Annotated in this window: 19 protein-coding genes; 5 read left to right on the top strand and 14 right to left on the bottom strand. The window is 70.6% G+C overall.

Annotation, left to right across the window (positions count from 1 at the left end; translation table 11 throughout):
- Positions 1 to 13 precede the first annotated feature (13 nt).
- From ABD262_RS02840 to ABD262_RS02805, 8 genes are all read right to left on the bottom strand, one after another.
- On the bottom strand, positions 14 to 913 hold the full coding sequence (locus ABD262_RS02840; RefSeq protein ID WP_344130834.1) for a F0F1 ATP synthase subunit gamma: 900 nt from the start codon (positions 911 to 913) through the stop codon (positions 14 to 16).
- Between the two features lie 117 nt (positions 914 to 1,030).
- The gene (gene atpA, locus ABD262_RS02835; RefSeq protein ID WP_344130831.1) at positions 1,031 to 2,668 is read right to left on the bottom strand and encodes a F0F1 ATP synthase subunit alpha; all 1,638 of its coding nucleotides are present in this window, start codon (positions 2,666 to 2,668) and stop codon (positions 1,031 to 1,033) included.
- A gap of 150 nt (positions 2,669 to 2,818) precedes the next feature.
- On the bottom strand, positions 2,819 to 3,631 hold the full coding sequence (locus ABD262_RS02830) for a F0F1 ATP synthase subunit delta (RefSeq protein ID WP_344130828.1): 813 nt from the start codon (positions 3,629 to 3,631) through the stop codon (positions 2,819 to 2,821).
- Complete coding sequence (locus tag ABD262_RS02825; protein ID WP_425564827.1) at positions 3,631 to 4,206, bottom strand: F0F1 ATP synthase subunit B; 576 nt, start codon at positions 4,204 to 4,206, stop codon at positions 3,631 to 3,633. Before ABD262_RS02825 ends, ABD262_RS02830 begins: the two co-directional genes overlap by 1 nt.
- A 69-nt stretch (positions 4,207 to 4,275) precedes the next feature.
- Positions 4,276 to 4,482, bottom strand: coding sequence for an ATP synthase F0 subunit C (gene atpE / locus ABD262_RS02820; protein WP_056883533.1), 207 nt, complete (start codon positions 4,480 to 4,482; stop codon positions 4,276 to 4,278).
- Between the two features lie 123 nt (positions 4,483 to 4,605).
- Entirely contained in the window at positions 4,606 to 5,418 is an 813-nt protein-coding gene (gene atpB, locus ABD262_RS02815; protein WP_344130821.1) for a F0F1 ATP synthase subunit A, read from the bottom strand.
- 103 nt (positions 5,419 to 5,521) lie between these two features.
- Positions 5,522 to 5,779, bottom strand: a complete 258-nt coding sequence (locus ABD262_RS02810; protein WP_344130818.1) for an AtpZ/AtpI family protein — start codon at positions 5,777 to 5,779, stop codon at positions 5,522 to 5,524.
- Between the two features lie 15 nt (positions 5,780 to 5,794).
- A complete protein-coding gene (locus tag ABD262_RS02805) occupies positions 5,795 to 6,247 on the bottom strand; it encodes a Cg1360 family ATP-synthase-associated protein (RefSeq protein ID WP_344130815.1) in 453 nt (150 codons plus the stop codon).
- Between the two features lie 219 nt (positions 6,248 to 6,466).
- Between ABD262_RS02805 and ABD262_RS02800 the strand changes: the two genes are divergently transcribed.
- Positions 6,467 to 7,090, top strand: a complete 624-nt coding sequence (locus tag ABD262_RS02800) for a GNAT family N-acetyltransferase (protein ID WP_344130812.1) — start codon at positions 6,467 to 6,469, stop codon at positions 7,088 to 7,090.
- 120 nt (positions 7,091 to 7,210) lie between these two features.
- On the opposite strand, the gene ABD262_RS02795 is transcribed toward ABD262_RS02800, so the two are convergent.
- From ABD262_RS02795 to ABD262_RS02775, 5 genes are all read right to left on the bottom strand, one after another.
- On the bottom strand, positions 7,211 to 8,326 hold the full coding sequence (locus ABD262_RS02795) for an MraY family glycosyltransferase (protein WP_344130808.1): 1,116 nt from the start codon (positions 8,324 to 8,326) through the stop codon (positions 7,211 to 7,213).
- 28 nt (positions 8,327 to 8,354) lie between these two features.
- Positions 8,355 to 9,635, bottom strand: a complete 1,281-nt coding sequence (locus ABD262_RS02790; protein WP_344130806.1) for a serine hydroxymethyltransferase — start codon at positions 9,633 to 9,635, stop codon at positions 8,355 to 8,357.
- Positions 9,625 to 10,494, bottom strand: a complete 870-nt coding sequence (locus tag ABD262_RS02785) for an L-threonylcarbamoyladenylate synthase (RefSeq protein ID WP_344130803.1) — start codon at positions 10,492 to 10,494, stop codon at positions 9,625 to 9,627. The genes ABD262_RS02790 and ABD262_RS02785 overlap by 11 nt, the downstream gene beginning before the upstream one ends.
- Positions 10,495 to 10,718: 224 nt before the next feature.
- Positions 10,719 to 11,573: an SDR family oxidoreductase gene (locus ABD262_RS02780; RefSeq protein WP_344130800.1), complete on the bottom strand. Its 855-nt coding sequence runs from the start codon at positions 11,571 to 11,573 to the stop codon at positions 10,719 to 10,721.
- A 10-nt stretch (positions 11,574 to 11,583) separates the two neighbouring features.
- Entirely contained in the window at positions 11,584 to 12,261 is a 678-nt protein-coding gene (locus ABD262_RS02775; protein WP_344130797.1) for an NADPH-dependent F420 reductase, read from the bottom strand.
- 147 nt (positions 12,262 to 12,408) lie between these two features.
- Between ABD262_RS02775 and ABD262_RS02770 the strand changes: the two genes are divergently transcribed.
- The 4 genes from ABD262_RS02770 to ABD262_RS02755 are packed head-to-tail and all read left to right on the top strand — an operon-like array spanning position 12,409 to position 15,319.
- On the top strand, positions 12,409 to 13,086 hold the full coding sequence (locus ABD262_RS02770) for an NAD(P)H-dependent oxidoreductase (protein WP_344130794.1): 678 nt from the start codon (positions 12,409 to 12,411) through the stop codon (positions 13,084 to 13,086).
- Positions 13,087 to 13,100: 14 nt separating this feature from the next.
- Positions 13,101 to 13,685, top strand: coding sequence for a TetR/AcrR family transcriptional regulator (locus tag ABD262_RS02765; protein ID WP_344130790.1), 585 nt, complete (start codon positions 13,101 to 13,103; stop codon positions 13,683 to 13,685).
- Positions 13,686 to 13,736: 51 nt separating this feature from the next.
- Complete coding sequence (locus ABD262_RS02760) at positions 13,737 to 14,735, top strand: aldo/keto reductase (protein ID WP_344130787.1); 999 nt, start codon at positions 13,737 to 13,739, stop codon at positions 14,733 to 14,735.
- Between the two features lie 2 nt (positions 14,736 to 14,737).
- A complete protein-coding gene (locus ABD262_RS02755; protein WP_344130784.1) occupies positions 14,738 to 15,319 on the top strand; it encodes a TetR/AcrR family transcriptional regulator in 582 nt (193 codons plus the stop codon).
- 84 nt (positions 15,320 to 15,403) lie between these two features.
- Here ABD262_RS02755 and prmC read toward each other — a convergent pair whose 3' ends face one another.
- Positions 15,404 to 16,240: a peptide chain release factor N(5)-glutamine methyltransferase gene (gene prmC, locus ABD262_RS02750; protein ID WP_344130781.1), complete on the bottom strand. Its 837-nt coding sequence runs from the start codon at positions 16,238 to 16,240 to the stop codon at positions 15,404 to 15,406.
- Positions 16,241 to 16,247 lie beyond the last annotated feature (7 nt).

The raw sequence follows: 16,247 nt of genomic DNA, 5'->3' as shown, positions 1-16,247 counted from the left end.
TCTCTCTACCTTCTCAACTGGCGTCGGCGAGGGCGTCGGAGCCGCCCACGATCTCGCTGATCTCTTGGGTGATCTCGGCCTGGCGTGCCTGGTTGGCCAGCCGGGTGTACTTCTTGATGAGCTCTTCGGCGTTGTCCGTCGCCGACTTCATGGCCCGCTGGCGTGACGCCAGCTCGGACGCGGCGGCCTGCAGGAGGCAGTTGTAGATGCGCGCCGTCACGTACTTGGGCAGCAGCGCGTCGAGCACGAACTCGGCGCTCGGCTCGAACTCGTAGAGCGGCAGGACGTCGTCCTCGGCCGGAGCCTCCTCGCCCTCGACGACCTCGAGCGGCAGCATGCGGATGACGTCGGGCTCCTGGTTCACCATGTTCACGAACCGCGTGAAGACGATGTGGACCTCGTCGACCCCACCCTCGGAGTAGTCGCGGTTGAAGGCCGCGACCAGCGCCTCGCCGATCTCGCGGGCGACGTCGAAGGTCGGCTGGTCGGTGAACCCGGTCCACTCGTCCGCGTACTCGCGCTTGCGGAACTTGTAGAACCCCACCGCCTTGCGACCGACGAGGAAGGGGACGACCTCCTTGCCGTCGGCGCGCAGGTCGCCGATCAGGCGCTCGCTCTCCTTGAGCACGGAGGAGCTGTAGGCCCCTGCGAGCCCACGGTCGGAGGTCACCACGAGGACCGCGGCGCGACGGACGTCGTCGTGCTCGGTCGTCAGCGGGTGGTCGACGTTGGAGAAGGTCGCGACCGCCGAGACGGCGCGGGTCAGGGCACGTGCGTAGGGCGAGGACTCCCGCACCCGCTGCTGTGCCTTGACCACGCGGGAGGCTGCGATGAGCTCCATGGCGCGCGTGATCTTCTTGGTCGCCTGGACGGACCGGATGCGCTGGCGGTAGACCCGCATCTGCGCTCCCATATGTTGCCGCCTCTCTCGTTCGTGTCGTGGGGTACTGCGTTCTCGGGGGTGCCGGGTGGTCCCGGCACGTTCGCTGGGGTGCCGGGCGCCCACCGTGGTGGGCACCCGGCATACCGGTCAGCGCTTCTGCTTGACGATCTTCTCCTGCTCGACGTCGTGCTCGAGGGCACCCGGGTCGGCTTCGTGGCCCACGGGGGTGGTCTCGGCGCCGGACGCCTGGAACTGCTCCTTGAACTTGCCCACGGCCTCCTCGAGGCCCGAGCGCGTCTCGTCCTCGAACTTCTTGGACTCGCGGATCGCGTCGAGCAGGCCCTTCTTCTCGCGGCGCAGGTAGTCGAGGAACTCGGTCTCGAAGCGGGAGACGTCCTCGACGGCGACGGAGTCGAGCTGGCCCGTGGTGCCGGTCCAGATCGAGACGACCTGCTCCTCGACCGGGAACGGCGCGGCCTGCTTCTGCTTGAGCAGCTCGACGAGGCGAGCACCCTTGGCGAGCTGGGCCCGCGAGGCCGGGTCGAGGTCGGAGGCGAACATCGCGAAGGCCTCCATCGCGCGGAACTGCGCGAGGTCGAGCTTCAGACGACCGGAGACCTCCTTCATGGCCTTGATCTGCGCGGCGCCACCGACTCGGGAGACGGAGACACCCACGTCGATCGCGGGACGCACGTTGGCGTTGAACAGGTCGGCCTGGAGGTAGATCTGACCGTCGGTGATGGAGATGACGTTGGTCGGGATGTACGCCGAGACGTCACCGGCCTTGGTCTCGATGATCGGCAGACCGGTCATCGAGCCGGCGCCGAGGTCGTCGGAGAGCTTGGCGCAACGCTCCAGCAGGCGGGAGTGCAGGTAGAACACGTCACCGGGGTAGGCCTCGCGGCCCGGCGGGCGACGCAGCAGCAGCGACACGGCGCGGTAGGCCTCGGCCTGCTTCGACAGGTCGTCGAACACGATGAGGACGTGCTTGCCCTGGTACATCCAGTGCTGGCCGATGGCCGAACCGGTGTAGGGCGCGAGGTACTTGAAGCCGGCCGAGTCGGACGCGGGAGCCGCGACGATGGTCGTGTACTCGAGCGCGCCGGCCTCCTCCAGGGTGCCGCGGACGGCAGCGATGGTGGAGCCCTTCTGACCCATGGCGACGTAGATGCAGCGAACCTGCTTCTCCGGGTCACCCGACTCCCAGTTCTGCTTCTGGTTGATGATCGTGTCGACCGCGACCGTGGTCTTGCCGGTCTGGCGGTCACCGATGATGAGCTGGCGCTGGCCGCGACCGATGGGGGTCATGGCGTCGACGGCCTTGAGGCCGGTCTGCAGCGGCTCGTGCACCGACTTGCGCTGGACCACCGTGGGGGCCTGCAGCTCGAGGGCGCGGCGCTCGGTCGTGTCGATCTCCCCGAGGCCGTCGATCGGCTGGCCGAGCGGGTTGACCACGCGGCCGAGGAACGCGTCGCCGACGGGGACCGAGAGGACCTCTCCGGTGCGCTTGACCTCCTGCCCCTCCTCGATCTTGGAGAAGTCACCGAGGATGACGACGCCGATCTCGTGGACGTCGAGGTTGAGCGCGAGGCCCAACGTGCCGTCCTCGAACTCGAGCAGCTCGTTGGTCATGCACGAGGGCAGGCCCTCGACGTGGGCGATGCCGTCTCCGGCGTCGCTGACGCGGCCGACCTCTTCGCGGGAGGCCGTGCCGGGCTCGTAGGACTGAACGAAGTTGTCCAGCGCGTCCCGGATCTCCTCCGGACGGATCGAAAGCTCCGTCATCTGATCTCTTCTCCTCGATAACCGGCCCGATGAGTCGAACCGAAGTCTGTGGTGTGGTCCTGCGTCTTCAGTTGTGGTGGGGCTCGTGCGGTGAGGCTCGTGTGGTGAGGCTCGGGTGGTGCGTATGCCGCGTGGTGCGGTGGGGGGTGGTCAGCCGGCGAGGTGCCGGCGGGCCTCGTCGAGGCGCCGCAGCACCGTGCCGTCGACGACCTCGTCGCCCACCTGGACCCGGATGCCGCCGAGGACCTGCTCCTCGATGACGACCTGGAGCAGGACGGGCTTGCCGTAGATACCCTGCAGGGCCGTGGCGAGCCGTTCACGCTGCTGCGGGGTGAGGTCGGTGGCGGCCGTGACGACCGCCGTGACCTGCTCGCGGCGCTGCGCCGCGAGCCCGAGGTAGCGCTCGAGGGTGCGGTCGAGCTTGCGACCGCGGGGGGCCAGCACGGCCTGGCGGGCCAGTCGCACCGTCTCCTCGGCCGCCTTGCCCTCCAGCAGCTCGCTCACGACACCGGCCTTCGCGTCGACGTCGCCCTGGCGGTTGGTCAGCCGGTCGCGCAGGTCGGGGTTGCCGGCGACGATCCGGTCGAACCGGAACAGCTCGTCCTCGACCCGGTCGATCCGGTTGGCCTGCTCGGCACCCGCGAGGATGGCGGTGACCGCCAGGTCCTCCAGGGTGTCGGAGAGGTCGCGCTCGGTGGCCCAGCGCTGACCGACGAGGTTCTTGACCACGACGATCGCCTCGGCCGAGACCTTGCCGTCGAGCAGTCGCTCGGCGAGGGCCTGCTTCTCCGTGCCCTCGCGGGACGGGTCGGCCAGGGCCCGGCGCAGGGTGGCCGAGCCGTCGATGACGCCGACGACGGCCAGCAGCTCGTCACCGAGCACCCGACGGTCGACCCCACCGGCGAGCGCGGCGTCGAGCGCCTTGGCTCCGGCGATGGCGGCCGCGCGCGAGGACCCACGCATCAGGCGTCCTCCCCGACCTTCTCGGGCTGGATCTCCCCAGCCTCGAGCTCGGCGAGGAAGCGGTCGACGATGCCCTTCTGACGAGTCTCCTCGTGCAGCGACTCACCCACGATGCGGCTGGCCAGGTCGGTCGACAGACGACCCACCTCCGAGCGGAGCGAGACGACTGCCTGCTGGCGCTCGGCCTCGATCTGCTTGTGCGCCGCCTCGGTGATCCGCGCCGCCTCGGCCTGCGCGTGGCCGCGCATCTCCACGACGATGGCCGCACCCTGCTCGCGAGCCTCCTCGCGGATCCGGGCTGCCTCGGCACGGGCCTCGGTCAGCTGGGCCTGGTACTGCTCCAGGGCCGCCTGGGCCTGCTGCTGGGCCTCCTCGGCCTGCTGCATTCCGCCCTCGATCGCGGCGGTCCGCTCGGCGTACGCCTTCTCGAGGTTGGGCACGACCTTCGTGGCCACGACCCAGTAGAGGATCGCGAAGGCGATGACGCCGAAGATCAGCTCACCCCAGAGGGGCAGGATCGGCAGGCGCTCGCCGGTCTTGTCCTCGGCGGCGGCCGCGACAACCACCTGCGTGATGCCGGTGAAGTGCTGCACGGGTTCTCCTAGTGCTGTGGTGCCAGGGGGCGTTGGGCTGGGTGGTTCGGCTTACTTGAAGACGAACGCGAGCACCAGACCGAAGATGGCCAGCGCCTCGGCGAGGGCGAAGCCCAGGATGGCGATGCCCTGGAGGACGCCGCGCGCCTCGGGCTGGCGGGCGACACCGTTGATGTAGGCGGCGAAGATCAGGCCGATGCCCACACCGGGGCCGATCGCAGACAGGCCGTAGCCGAGGATGGCGATGTTGCCAGTCATGTCAGAGGTCCTCTTTCGGTTATCAGGTCCGTCGGCACCTCGCCGAGCGGGAGTTCGTGTGGCGTATTCAGTTGTGGGTCGGGCGGTCCTGCACCGGGCCGACGTGCGGTCGGCCCGGACGTCTCAGTGCTCGTCGGCGAGCGAGCCGGCGATGTAGGTCGCTGCGAGCAGCGTGAAGATGTAGGCCTGCAGGAACTCGATCAGCCCCTCGAAGGCGGTCAGCACGAAGGCCATGCCGAAGGAGCCGACACCGGCGACCTTCAGGCCCAGCCCGCCGTGGATCAGCATGTACTCGCCACCGGTGATGAACAGCAGCAGGAGCATGTGTCCGGCGAACATGTTGCCGAAGAGTCGCAGCGCGAGCGTGAGCGGCCGGGTGACGAAGTAGGTCAGCAGCTCGAGCGGGATGATCAGCACGTAGATGCCCTTGGGCAGGCCCGGCGGGATCATGTGCTTGATGTGTCCCCAGGCGCCGTTCTTCCGGATGCCGACTGCGTGGTAGATCACGAACACCAAGAGGGTCAACGCGATCGGGAAGCCGATGCGGCTCATCGTCGGGTACTGGATCGGCGGGATGATGCCGAACAGGTTGTTGACCAGGATCAGCATGAACATGCTGAAGAGCAGGGGCACGAACTTGAGGAAGTCGTGGCTGCCGATGATGTCGCGGGCCACGCCGTTGCGCACGAAGTTGTAGGCGTTCTCGGTGACCCACTGACCCTTGCCGGGGACGACCGCGGCACGTTTGGTGGTGGCGACGAGGAACCAGGAGATCAGGGCCACGGAGATGGCCAGGACGACCATCGGGCGCGTGATCGCGAAGTCACCGTGACCGATCAGCGGCTGGTAGAACTCGGCCGGCGTGGGGGCGTGGAAGCCCTCACCTTCGCCGCCCTCGGCAGCCAGGCTGATGGCACCCAGCACGTTCAGACTCACAGGTTCTCCTCGAGCTTTGCGTTCGGAACAGTCCACGGGCCAACGGGGGCAGCGCCGAGAGGCGGGGGCCCGGCATACAGAGGGGGGAGCTGACCTGCGGAAGTCATTGCGTACCGTACCGGAACCACACGAGGTACAGCGACAGCACCATCCCGCCCACGATCCCCACGGCGACGAGCCAGGTCGTGCCCAGCCAGTGGTCGAGTCCCCAGCCCAGCGCGCCGAACATCGACGGCCCGGTGATGAGGTAGGACACGACGTTCCACATCCTGGCCTCGTCGAGCCGCTGATGACCCGAGTCGGCCTTCTCCAACGGCGTCTGCCGAGGGTCCGGCGACGGTCGCGAGGGCGGTGTGGTCACGGTGAGCTCCTGTGGTCATGTGGCCGAGCCCCCATCCTGCCCCGAATCGTCCGGCGCGTCGAAAACGAGCCGGCGGGAGCGGACGAAGGCGATCACCTGGAACACCTGCCACACGAGGGCGACGGCCAGGACGGCGATGCCGAACGCGGTGCCGTCGAGCCAGGTCGCGTCCTGCAGCGCGATGATCACGACGAGCAGGAAGATCATCTGGCCCATGAAGACGGCCAGGGCGCTGGCGAGGAAGCGCAGCGGGTCGGCGGCGCTCCCCAGCTTGCGCATGACGACCAGGCCGAGGGCGAAGAAGGTCAGCGCGATCACGAAGCCGAGCGCGGCACCCAGGGCGGCCTTTCCGCCTCCCACGACGGCGGCGACGACCACGGCGACCGGACCCACCGCAACGGTGGGGAGGAAGGCTCCACGCAGCATCACCGCGAACGGGTCGCGGTCGGTGTGCGGAGTTGTGCTCACGGTCTGGCCTGCCTGATTCGTCGGGGCTGCGGTGCCTGGCGAAAGGGGTGGTCTGCACCCACCTTGGGGTGCTTGTGAAAGGTATCACAAGCGCTCCGGACGCTGCCACCAGGGGGTCCGGAGGCTGCCACCCGGGGGTCCGGAGGCTGCCACCCGGGTCCCGACAGAGCCTCACCCGAGCCGAGCTCGGGCGGCTCCGGGCCCCGGTAGCCTTCGGCCATGCCAGCCACTCCCCCGACCGGCGCCCCCCTCAGGGGCCGGTTCGTCCGGCTCGACGTCATGACGATGGAGGACGCCCCGGGGCTGCACGCGGTCTACACCGACCCGGGCGTCTACACCCAGGGCTTCGTCATGCGTCCGCCCCCGGCGGACCTCGCGGCCACGCGGGCCGACACCGAGGACAACATCGCGGCCGGCGCGAGGGGTCGGACGGCATACACGGTCCGCCTCACCGGCGAGGGCGGCCTCGGCGAGGCAGGCACCGTCGTGGGCACCTCGTCGCTCGGCGACGTCGACCTCGGGAACGAGCGGATCCACCTCGGCTGGACGATGTACGGCTCGCGTTGGTGGGGCACCCAGGTCAACCCCGAGTGCAAGCTGCTGCTGCTGGGTCACGCCTTCGAGTGCGGCTTCGGGCGGGTCAAGATCCAGACCGACGCGGTCAACGAGCGCTCACAGGCCGCGATCGCCAAGCTCGGCGCGACCCGCGAGGGCGTCCTGCGCCGGCACACCCGCCGGGCCGACGGCAGCTTCCGCGACACCGTGGTGTTCAGCGTGCTGCGCGACGAGTGGCCGGCCGTGCGCGCCGGTCTCCGGGCGCGGCTGGACCTCCCCGACGCCTGAGCCGGCCGGCGGTGCGACCGGCGCCGGGCGACCGGTTCAGTGCGACCGGTTCAGTGCGACCGGTTCAGTGCGACCGGTTCAGTGCGACCGGTTCAGTGCGACCGGTTCAGTGCGACCGGTTCAGTGCGAGCGCGGCCGGTGGCCCGGGATCGACCAGCGCGGCAACCACAGGGTGAGCACGCCGATCACCACGACGGCGGCCAGCACACCGGCCCCGGCGACCCGTGCGTCGTCGACGAAGATGAAGCTCACCGAGCCGAGGGCGGCGACCGCCGCCCACAGCCACAGGAGCAGCACGGCCCGCCGGTGGCCGTGGCCGAGCTGGAGCATCCGGTGGTGCAGGTGCTGCTTGTCGGGGTGCCAGGGGCGCTCCCCGCGGGCCGTGCGCCGGACGACCGCCAGCAGGATGTCGACCAGCGGGAGCAGGATGATCGCGGCCGGCACGACGAGTGGGAGCAGGGTCGCGGCGACGGGGTTGGTGCTGACCTGCGCGGGAGTCACGTTGCCGGTCGTCGAGATCGTCGCGGCGGCGAGCAGGAGGCCCAGCAGCAGGGCCCCGGAGTCACCCATGAAGAGCCTGGCCGGGTGGTAGTTGTGCGGCAGGAACCCCACGCAGCAGCCGATCAGCGCGGCCGAGATGAGGGTCGCCGACGAGAAGACGTTCGGTGGGTCGAAGGTGCGCGAGATGCCGTAGCTGTAGATGAAGAACGCCGTGCCCGCGATCACCACGACTCCCGCCGCGAGACCGTCGAGGCCGTCGATGAAGTTGACCGCGTTGGTGAACAGCACCACGGCGAAGACGGTGAGCCCCACCATGATCGGCTGCGGCAGCACGGTCACGCCGCCGATCGGCAGCTGGTAGAGCAGCACGCCGCTGAACGCCATGATCCCGGCCGCGATCATCTGGCCGCCCATCTTGGTCAGCCAGTCCATCTCCCGGATGTCGTCGATCGCGCCGATCAGGCAGACGATGCCGCCCCCGACGAGCACCCCCTGCAGCTCCGGTCCCAGCCGGAACACCTGGCCCAGGAAGGGCAGGTGGCTCGCCGCGATCATGGACGCCGCGAAGCCGAGGTAGATCGCCACTCCCCCGAGCCGCGGGATCGGTGTCGAGTGCACGTCGCGGTCGCGGACGGGGGTGAACGCGCCGGTGCGCACGGCGACGGCACGCATCAGCGGCGTCGCGGCATACGTGATCACCGCGGCGACCATCAGGACGAGGAGGTACTCGCGCACTCAGGGCGCCTCTCGGGTGGGTGGGGACTCAGCCCCGAGGGTATGCCGGGAAGCGGGTCACGAGGTCCGTGACCCCCGCGCGGACCTCCTTGGAGACGGCGTGGTCGGGGTCGGCGTCACCGCGGATGACCGCCGTGGCGATGAGCTCGGCGACCTCGCGCATCTCGTCGGTGCCCATGCCCTGGGTGGTGACGCAGGGGGTGCCCACCCGGATGCCGCTGGCGATGTTCGGCTTCTGCGGGTCGAAGGGGATGGCGTTCTTGTTGAGGACGATGCCGGCCGCGTCGGACCGCGCCTCGGCGTCGGCGCCGGTGACGCCGACGCCCTGGAGGTCGTGGAGCGAGAGGTGGGTGTCGGTGCCGCCGGTGGTGGGGCGAATGCCCTTCTCGCCCAACGCGGTTGCCAGCACCGCGGCGTTCTCGACGACGCGCTTTGCGTAGGCCTGGTAGTCAGCGGTGGCGCACTCCTTGAAGTTCACCGCCTTGGCCGCGATGGTGTGCATCTGCGGGCCGCCCTGCATCATCGGGAAGACCGCCTTGTCGAGCTTGGCGGCGTGCTCTTCCTTGCAGACCAGCGCCCCGGAGCGGGGACCACGCAGCACCTTGTGCGTCGTGAAGGTGACGACGTCGGCGTAGGGCACCGGGCTGGGGATCGCCTTGCCGGCGACGAGGCCGATGAAGTGCGCGGCGTCGACCCAGAAGATCGCCCCGACCTCGTCGGCCAGCTTGCGGAAGAACTCGAAGTCGATGAGCCGCGGGATGGCCGACCCTCCGGCGAGGATCACCTTCGGGCGGTGCTCCTTGGCGAGCCGCTCGACCTCGGCGTAGTCGATGTTCTCGGTCTGCTTGTCGACGCCGTAGTGCACGGCGTTGAACCACTTGCCGGAGAACGAGACCTTGGTGCCGTGCGTGAGGTGGCCACCCATCGGCAGGGCCATCGCCAGGATCGTCTCGCCCGGCTGCATGAACGCGCCGTAGACGGCCTGGTTGGCGCTGGCGCCCGAGTGCGGCTGGACGTTGGCGTGGTCGGCGTCGAAGAGCGCCTTGCACCGCTCGATCGCCAGCGTCTCGGCCTTGTCGACCTCCGAGCAGCCGCCGTAGTAGCGACGGCCCGGGTAGCCCTCGGCGTACTTGTTGGACAACGTCGAGCCCAGGGCGGTCAGCACCTCGGGGCTGGACATGTTCTCCGAGGCGATGAGCTGGAGTCCGCTCCGGATGCGGTCGAGCTCGGAGACGAGCACCCCCGCGATCTCGGGGTCGAACGACTCGAGGGCGCCGAAGTCGGAGCCGTAGAAGGTGTCAGCGCTCATGCGGGTCTCCTGGGAGGGTGCTGTCGGTGTCGTCGGTGCTGCTGGTGGCGGGATCCGCGGGCAACTCTATTGCCTGGGTCGGTTCGGTCTCGGGGGTGTCCGACGCCTCGTCGGGCACTGCGGTGGGCTCGTCGGCGGTCTCCGCCACGGGCTGTTCGGGCTCCGGATCGGTCTCGGGCTCGGTGGGCTCGGACTCGGTGGGCTCGGACTCGGTGGGCTCGGGCTCCTTCGGCTCGAGGGCGGCCCGGAGCTGCTCCTCGGTGACCGCCCCGGCCCGCAGCACGACGAACTCCTCCCCCGTGCAGTCGATGATCGTCGACACCTCGGTGCTGGTGGTCGGGCCGCCATCGAGGTAGACCGACACCGCCGCCCCCAGCTGCGAGGCCGCATCCGTCGCCGTCGTGGCGGCCGGCTGCCCGGTGAGGTTGGCGCTGGTCACCGCCATCGGCCCGACCTCGCTCAGCACCGCGAGGGCGATGTCGTCCTGCGGCATGCGCAGGGCGACGGTGCCGTTGGTCTCCCCCAGGTCCCACATCAGCGACGACTGCGCCTTGAAGACCAGGGTCAGCGGTCCCGGCCAGAACTCGCGGATCAGGTCGCGCGCCCAGGGCGGCACGTCGGTGGCGAGGCCGTCGACCGTGCGCACACTGGGCACCAGGACGGGCGGGGGCATCTCGCGTCCGCGGCCCTTGGCGGCCAGCAGGGACGCGACCGCTTCCGCGGAGAACGCGTCGGCGCCCACGCCGTAGACGGTGTCGGTCGGCAGGACGACGATCTCGCCCGCGCGGACGGCCTCGACCGCCTTCGCCACGCCGTCACGGCGGCCCTCTTCGGTGCTGCAGTCGTAGACCGGGCTCATGGCCCCCACCCTATTGCGGGGTCGTCGCCCGGGAGGGGCCGACCTCGAGCTCGCTCAGCCGAGCTCGGCCCGACGCGGCACGACCTGCTGGCCGAGGCCCGCGGCGCCGACCGGGTCGCCGCTCCGCGGCATCAGGTGGACCTCGGTGACCCCACGCTCGCGTACGCCGCCAGGTGCCCGGCGAGCTCTCGACACCCTCTCGGTCAGGTCGCGGCAGGTCCCGGTCAGCTCGCCTGTTCGGCCGGCGCAAGTCCCACCAGGCCCGCGGACACGTCCCAGAGCCGCTGGGCAGCGGCGGTGTCGTAGGAGGCGCGGGACGAGGTCTTGGCCCTGCTGTTGGCGAAGTACCGCCCCGACACGCCCTCCACCTCGGGCGAGGACGCCAGGTAGATCGAGGTCTCCGCACCGTGCTCGGGAGTCTTCATGAACGGGCGGACGACGGGCAGCATGAGCCGCATCCAGCCGCGTGAGTCCTCCTGGCCGAAGGCGGTGCGCACCACTCCGGGGTGCAGCACGTTCGCCGTGACGCCCGACCCCTCGAGCCGGCGCGCCAGCTCGTAGGTGAACAGCACGTTGGCCAGCTTGGACTGGTTGTAGGCCCGCTGACCGCTGTAGCTGCGCTGGCCCTGGAGGTCGTCGAAGTCGATGCGACCCATGGCCTGGGCGCCCGAGGAGACGGTCACCACCCTGGCCGGCGCCGACGAGCGGAGCCGGTCCAGCAGGAGGTGGGTCAGCAGGAACGGCGCGAGGTGGTTGACCGCGAAGGTGCGCTCCAGCCCGTCCTCCGTCGCGTGCCGGGTGGCCCAGTAACCGCCGACGTTGTTCACGAGCACATCCAGGCGTGGGTAGGCGGCGAGGACCTGCTCCGCGAGGCGCTGCACCTCGCGCTGCGACGAGACATCGGCGGTGAAGACGTCGACGTCACCTCCGGCCGTGCGGATCCGCTCGGCCGCGGCACGGGCCCTGCCCTCGTCGCGCCCCACGATCCCGACCCGGGCGCCGAGACCGGCGAGACCGGCGGCCGTGGCCAGGCCGATCCCACCGGTCCCGCCGGTGACCAGCACGGTCTTGCCGGTCATGGCGCCCACGTCAGCGGACGATCTTGAAGTTGAACATCCCCGTGCCCAGCGTGCCCATGAGCCGCAGCCACACCGGAAGCAGCATCTCGGTGCCACGGGCGGTGCTGATGTCGCCGAGGTCGATGACGTCGCTGTGCCCGAAGCTCTGGAGCAGCTCGGTGACCGTGGCCTTGGCCGCGGCGTCGTCGCCCGACACGAAGACGGAGGACTCCTCGCCGAGCTCCTTGGGGTTGACCATGAGGCTGGCGGTGAGGGTGTTGAGGGTCTTCACGACGCGGGTCTGCGGGAAGGCGCGCTGGATCTGCTCCCCCAGCGAGTCGGTGTCCTTGACGAACAGGGTGGGAGGGAAGCCGTTCGAGAAGTCGAGCGGGTTCGAGATGTCGATGAGCACCTTGCCGGCGAGGTTGTCAGCGCCCGCCTGCTCGAGGGCCGGGAAGGCCGCGAAGCCGCCGGTCGCGTTGACGACGAGCTCCGCAGGTGCCGCGGCTGCGGCGAACGTGGCGAGGTGCACGTCCGCGTGGTCTGCGGCCCAGGCCGAGAACGGGGGGTTGCCCATGCCGTCGGGCTCGGTGCGGGCCAACGTCGCCTGCGGGTCGCGGGTGCCGATGGTGACGTCGTGGCCGAGGCCGGACAGGCGGGCTGCGAGGGCCTGGCCGACCATGCCGGTGCCGAGGACTGCGATCTTCATGCTGTTGCTCTCCTGCGTTGGAAGTACGAACGGGGACCGTCCGGCAGACAGACTTGTCTATCAGCGGGTGGGGGAACCGTAACAGACAGACCTGTCTACCTGCAAGCGACTGGCGGATAGACAGACCAGTCTGTTTCAATGGAGCCCATGACCATCCCCTCCCCCCGCACCGCCCTCCTCGTCTACGCCCACCCGGAGCCGACGTCGTTCGCCGCCGCGCTGCGCGAGCGGGCCGAGCACGAGCTCACTCGGGCGGGCTGGACGGTGGAGGTCAGCGACCTCTACGCGGACGGGTTCAACCCCGTGGCCGGGCCGGGCGACTTCACGGCGCCCTCGGACCCGCGCCGGCTGCACGTCCAGCGCGAGCAATCCCACGCAGCGTCCAGGGGCACCCTCGCTCCGGACCTGCTGCGCGAGGTGGAGCGGCTCGAGCGGGCCGACCTCCTGGTCTTCCTCACCCCGCTGTGGTGGTTCGGCCTGCCGGCGATCCTCAAGGGCTGGGTGGACCGGGTGTTCGTGTTCGGCAGGGTGTACGGCAACGGGCTGACGTTCGAGACCGGCCCGTTGCGCGGCAAGCAGGCCATGCTCGCCCTGACCACCGGCGGCCCCGAGTCCTCGTACTCCGAGGGCGGAGCCCACGGCGAGCTCGACGTGCTGCTGCACTCGGTGCACCACGGGATGTTCCGCTTCACGGGCATGGACGCTCTTGACCCCTTCGTCGCCTGGGGCGCCGGCTGGGCCGACGACGCCACCCGCACGGCCTACCTCGACGCCTTCGGGAAGCGGCTGGCTGCACTCGCGTCCACCGACTCCGAGGCTGCGTGAGCGAGGATGACGACATGACCACAGCAGCCGCCGAGCGGACGAGCGCCGCCCGCCAGCGCATCCTGGACACCGCCTTCCGCCTCTTCTACGCCAAGGGGATCCGGGCAGTCGGGGTCGACCTGATCATCGCCGAGTCCCGGGTGGCCAAGGCGACCTTCTACAAGCACTTCCCCGCCAAGGACGACCTGGTCGTGGCCTACCTCGACACGGTCGACGTCATCTGGACGGGGCAGCTCACCTCCGCAGCCGAGGCCGCCGGACCCGCGCCGGCCGAGCGGCTCGTCGGCATGTTCGACGCGTTGGCCAGCGCGTGCCGCCGCCCGGGCTACCGCGGCTGCGCCTTCATCAACGCCGCCGCCGAGTCCCAGCCCGGCACTGCGGTGCACGACCGCACGGTGGCACACAAGGCCGCCGTGCGGGCCTGGGTGCGCGGCCTCGCCGAGGCCGCGGGCGCCTCGGACCCCGAGTCACTGGCCCGCTCGCTGACCCTGCTCCTGGACGGCGGCCTCGCCAGCGGCTCGCTCGACGCCAGCCCGGACGCACCGCAGGCGGCGAAGAGCTCAGCCCGCGCCCTGGTGGCCGCGGCCCTCACAGCATGAGAGCAACTGACAGATTTTGATATCTGTCAGTTGTCATCTATTGTGGTCGGTATGACCCACCTCCCCCAGCGCACCCTCGGGTCGACCGGACCCACCGTGTCGGCTCTCGGGCTCGGCCTCATGGGCATGTCCGACCTCTACGGCCCTGCCGACGAGCAGGAGAGCATGGCCACCATCCACGCCGCGCTCGACGCCGGCGTCACCCTGCTCGACACCGGCGACTTCTACGGCATGGGGCACAACGAGCTCCTGCTGCGCGACGCCCTCCGCGGCCGCAACCGCGAGAATGCCGTGATCAGCGTCAAGTTCGGCGCCCTGCGCGGCCCCGACGGCAGCTGGAACGGCGTCGACACCCGTCCCGCAGCGATCAAGAACTTCCTCGCCTACAGCCTGCGCCGCCTCGGCACCGACCACATCGACATCTACCGGCCGGCCCGGACCGACGTCAGCATCCCGATCGAGGAGACCGTGGGCGCGCTCGCCGAGCTGGTGCAGGCGGGCCACATCCGGCACATCGGCCTCTCCGAGGTGGGCGCCGACACCCTGCGCCGGGCCCACGCCGTGCACCCCATCACCGACCTGCAGATCGAGTACTCCCTGATCTCCCGGGGCATCGAGGACGACATCCTCCCGACAGCGCGCGACCTCGGCATCGGCGTCACCGCATACGGCGTGCTCTCCCGCGGGCTCATCTCCGGCCACTGGAGCGCGGACCGCGCGGCCCGGGACTTCCGCGGGCACCTCCCCCGGTTCAGCGCCGAGAACCTGGAGCGCAACCTCGCCCTGGTCGAGGCCCTGCGCTCGGTCGCGCAGGAGCGCGGCGCCAGCGTGGCCCAGGTGGCGATCGCCTGGGTGCTCTCCCGAGGCCAGGACATCGTCCCGCTGGTCGGCGCCCGCCGTCGTGACCGGCTGAGCGAGTCGCTCGGCGCGCTGGACCTGCAGCTGGGTCACAATGACCTCGCCGCGATCGAGGCCGCCGTCCCTGCGGACGCGGCCGCCGGCACCCGGTACGACGCGATGCAGATGTCGTACCTCGACAGCGAGAGGTGAGCGTGGCGGAACCGCTGACGGCCGAGACGATCCTCGACACGGCCGAGGACGTGCTGCGCCGGTTCGGCCCCGCGAAGGCCTCCGTGGTCGACGTGGCCCGTGCGCTCGACGTCAGCCACGGCAGCGTCTACCGGCACTTCCCGAGCAAGGCGGCGCTGCGCGACGCGGTCACGGAGCGCTGGCTGGCCCGGGTGTCGGAGCCGCTCGAGGTCATCGTCACGCGCCGGGGCAAGGCGTCTCGCCGGTTGCACGACTGGCTGGTGCTGCTGGCGGGCACCAAGCAGGGGATGGCCACCGGCGACCCCGAGCTGTTCGAGACCTTCCACGAGCTGACCCTTCAGTCGAGGGAGGTCGTGGCCGCGCACGTCGAGCACCTCGCGGACCAGCTGGGCCGGATCGTGGCCGATGGGATGGCGGACGGGGAGTTCGCCCGGGGCGACGCGGCGGCCGTCGGCCTGGCGGTCCTGCACGCCACGGCGCGCTTCCACCACCCGGCTCACGCCGGCGAGTGGGGCGAGCCCGGGCTCGACGAGCAGCTCGAGGCCGTGTACCACCTCCTGCTGAGCGGCCTGGCTGCCCGCTGAGCCGCTGCCGGAAGGTCCTCCGTTGCGGTGCGGACCGCCCAGGCGCCGACCCGCTCAGGCGCGGACCGCCAGGGCGCTCACTGCTCAGGCGCGGACGGCCACTGTGGCGCGTGGCCGACCGGTGAGGTCGTCGTGGTCGACGACGTCGGTCCACTCGCCCGTGCGTCCCAGCGCGTGCGGCAGGCTCACCCCCTGGCTGTCGGCGTGCTCCATGACCAGCAGACCTCCCGGGCGCAGCAGCGCGGCCGCCCGCCCCGCCACCGCGAGCGGGATGGCCAGCCCGTCGGCACTTCCGCCGAAGAGCGCGAGCTCCGGGTCGTGGTCGCGCACCTCGGGGTCGAGCGGCACCATCCCGACCGGGATGTAGGGCGGGTTCGCCACCACGACGTCGACCGTGCCGTCCAGCTCGGGGAAGGCCTCGGTCGCGTCGCCGAGCCGCAGGTCGACCGCGAGGCCGGAGTCGCTGACGTTGCGCTCCGCCCAGGCGTGCGCCTCGCGACCCAGCTCCACGGCATACACCGTCGCCGACGGCACCTCGTCGGCGACGGCGAGAGCGATCGCTCCCGAACCCGTGCACAGGTCGACCACGACGGGTGCCTCGAGGGCCAGGGCTGCCTCGATCGCCAGTCCGGCCACGAACTCGGTCTCGGGCCGGGGCACGAAGACGCCCGGCCCGACGCTCAGCTCCAGCCGGCGGAACCCGGCTCGTCCGGTCAGGTGCTGCAAGGGAATGCGGGCTCCGCGCTCCGCCACGAGCCCGGCGTAGGTGTCGAGGAACCCCGCGTCGGCCTCGTCGAGCATCACCATGCGGCGCCGCACGTCGGCGACGTCGCTGCCGAGGGCCCACGCGGCCAAGGCGATGGCGTCGGCCTCGGGTGATGGCACACCGTCGTCAGCGAGCGCGGCGGTGGCCCGCAGCACCTCAGAC

The organism is Pedococcus bigeumensis, from assembly GCF_039531795.1.
Lineage (GTDB): Bacteria > Actinomycetota > Actinomycetes > Actinomycetales > Dermatophilaceae > Pedococcus > Pedococcus bigeumensis.
Note: the sequence above shows the minus strand (reverse complement) of the source record. Positions and strands in the feature narration are given on the sequence as shown.

Coding starts and splice junctions, on each gene's coding strand:
- ABD262_RS02790 (WP_344130806.1), bottom strand. CDS start 9,635: ATGAGCGCTGACACCTTCTACGGCTCCGACTTCGGCGCCCTCGAGTCG.
- ABD262_RS02775 (WP_344130797.1), bottom strand. CDS start 12,261: ATGAAGATCGCAGTCCTCGGCACCGGCATGGTCGGCCAGGCCCTCGCA.
- ABD262_RS02830 (WP_344130828.1), bottom strand. CDS start 3,631: ATGCGTGGGTCCTCGCGCGCGGCCGCCATCGCCGGAGCCAAGGCGCTC.
- ABD262_RS02760 (WP_344130787.1), top strand. CDS start 13,737: ATGACCCACCTCCCCCAGCGCACCCTCGGGTCGACCGGACCCACCGTG.
- ABD262_RS02800 (WP_344130812.1), top strand. CDS start 6,467: ATGCCAGCCACTCCCCCGACCGGCGCCCCCCTCAGGGGCCGGTTCGTC.
- ABD262_RS02770 (WP_344130794.1), top strand. CDS start 12,409: ATGACCATCCCCTCCCCCCGCACCGCCCTCCTCGTCTACGCCCACCCG.
- ABD262_RS02840 (WP_344130834.1), bottom strand. CDS start 913: ATGGGAGCGCAGATGCGGGTCTACCGCCAGCGCATCCGGTCCGTCCAG.
- ABD262_RS02785 (WP_344130803.1), bottom strand. CDS start 10,494: ATGAGCCCGGTCTACGACTGCAGCACCGAAGAGGGCCGCCGTGACGGC.
- atpE (WP_056883533.1), bottom strand. CDS start 4,482: ATGACTGGCAACATCGCCATCCTCGGCTACGGCCTGTCTGCGATCGGC.
- ABD262_RS02765 (WP_344130790.1), top strand. CDS start 13,101: ATGACCACAGCAGCCGCCGAGCGGACGAGCGCCGCCCGCCAGCGCATC.
- atpA (WP_344130831.1), bottom strand. CDS start 2,668: ATGACGGAGCTTTCGATCCGTCCGGAGGAGATCCGGGACGCGCTGGAC.
- ABD262_RS02780 (WP_344130800.1), bottom strand. CDS start 11,573: ATGACCGGCAAGACCGTGCTGGTCACCGGCGGGACCGGTGGGATCGGC.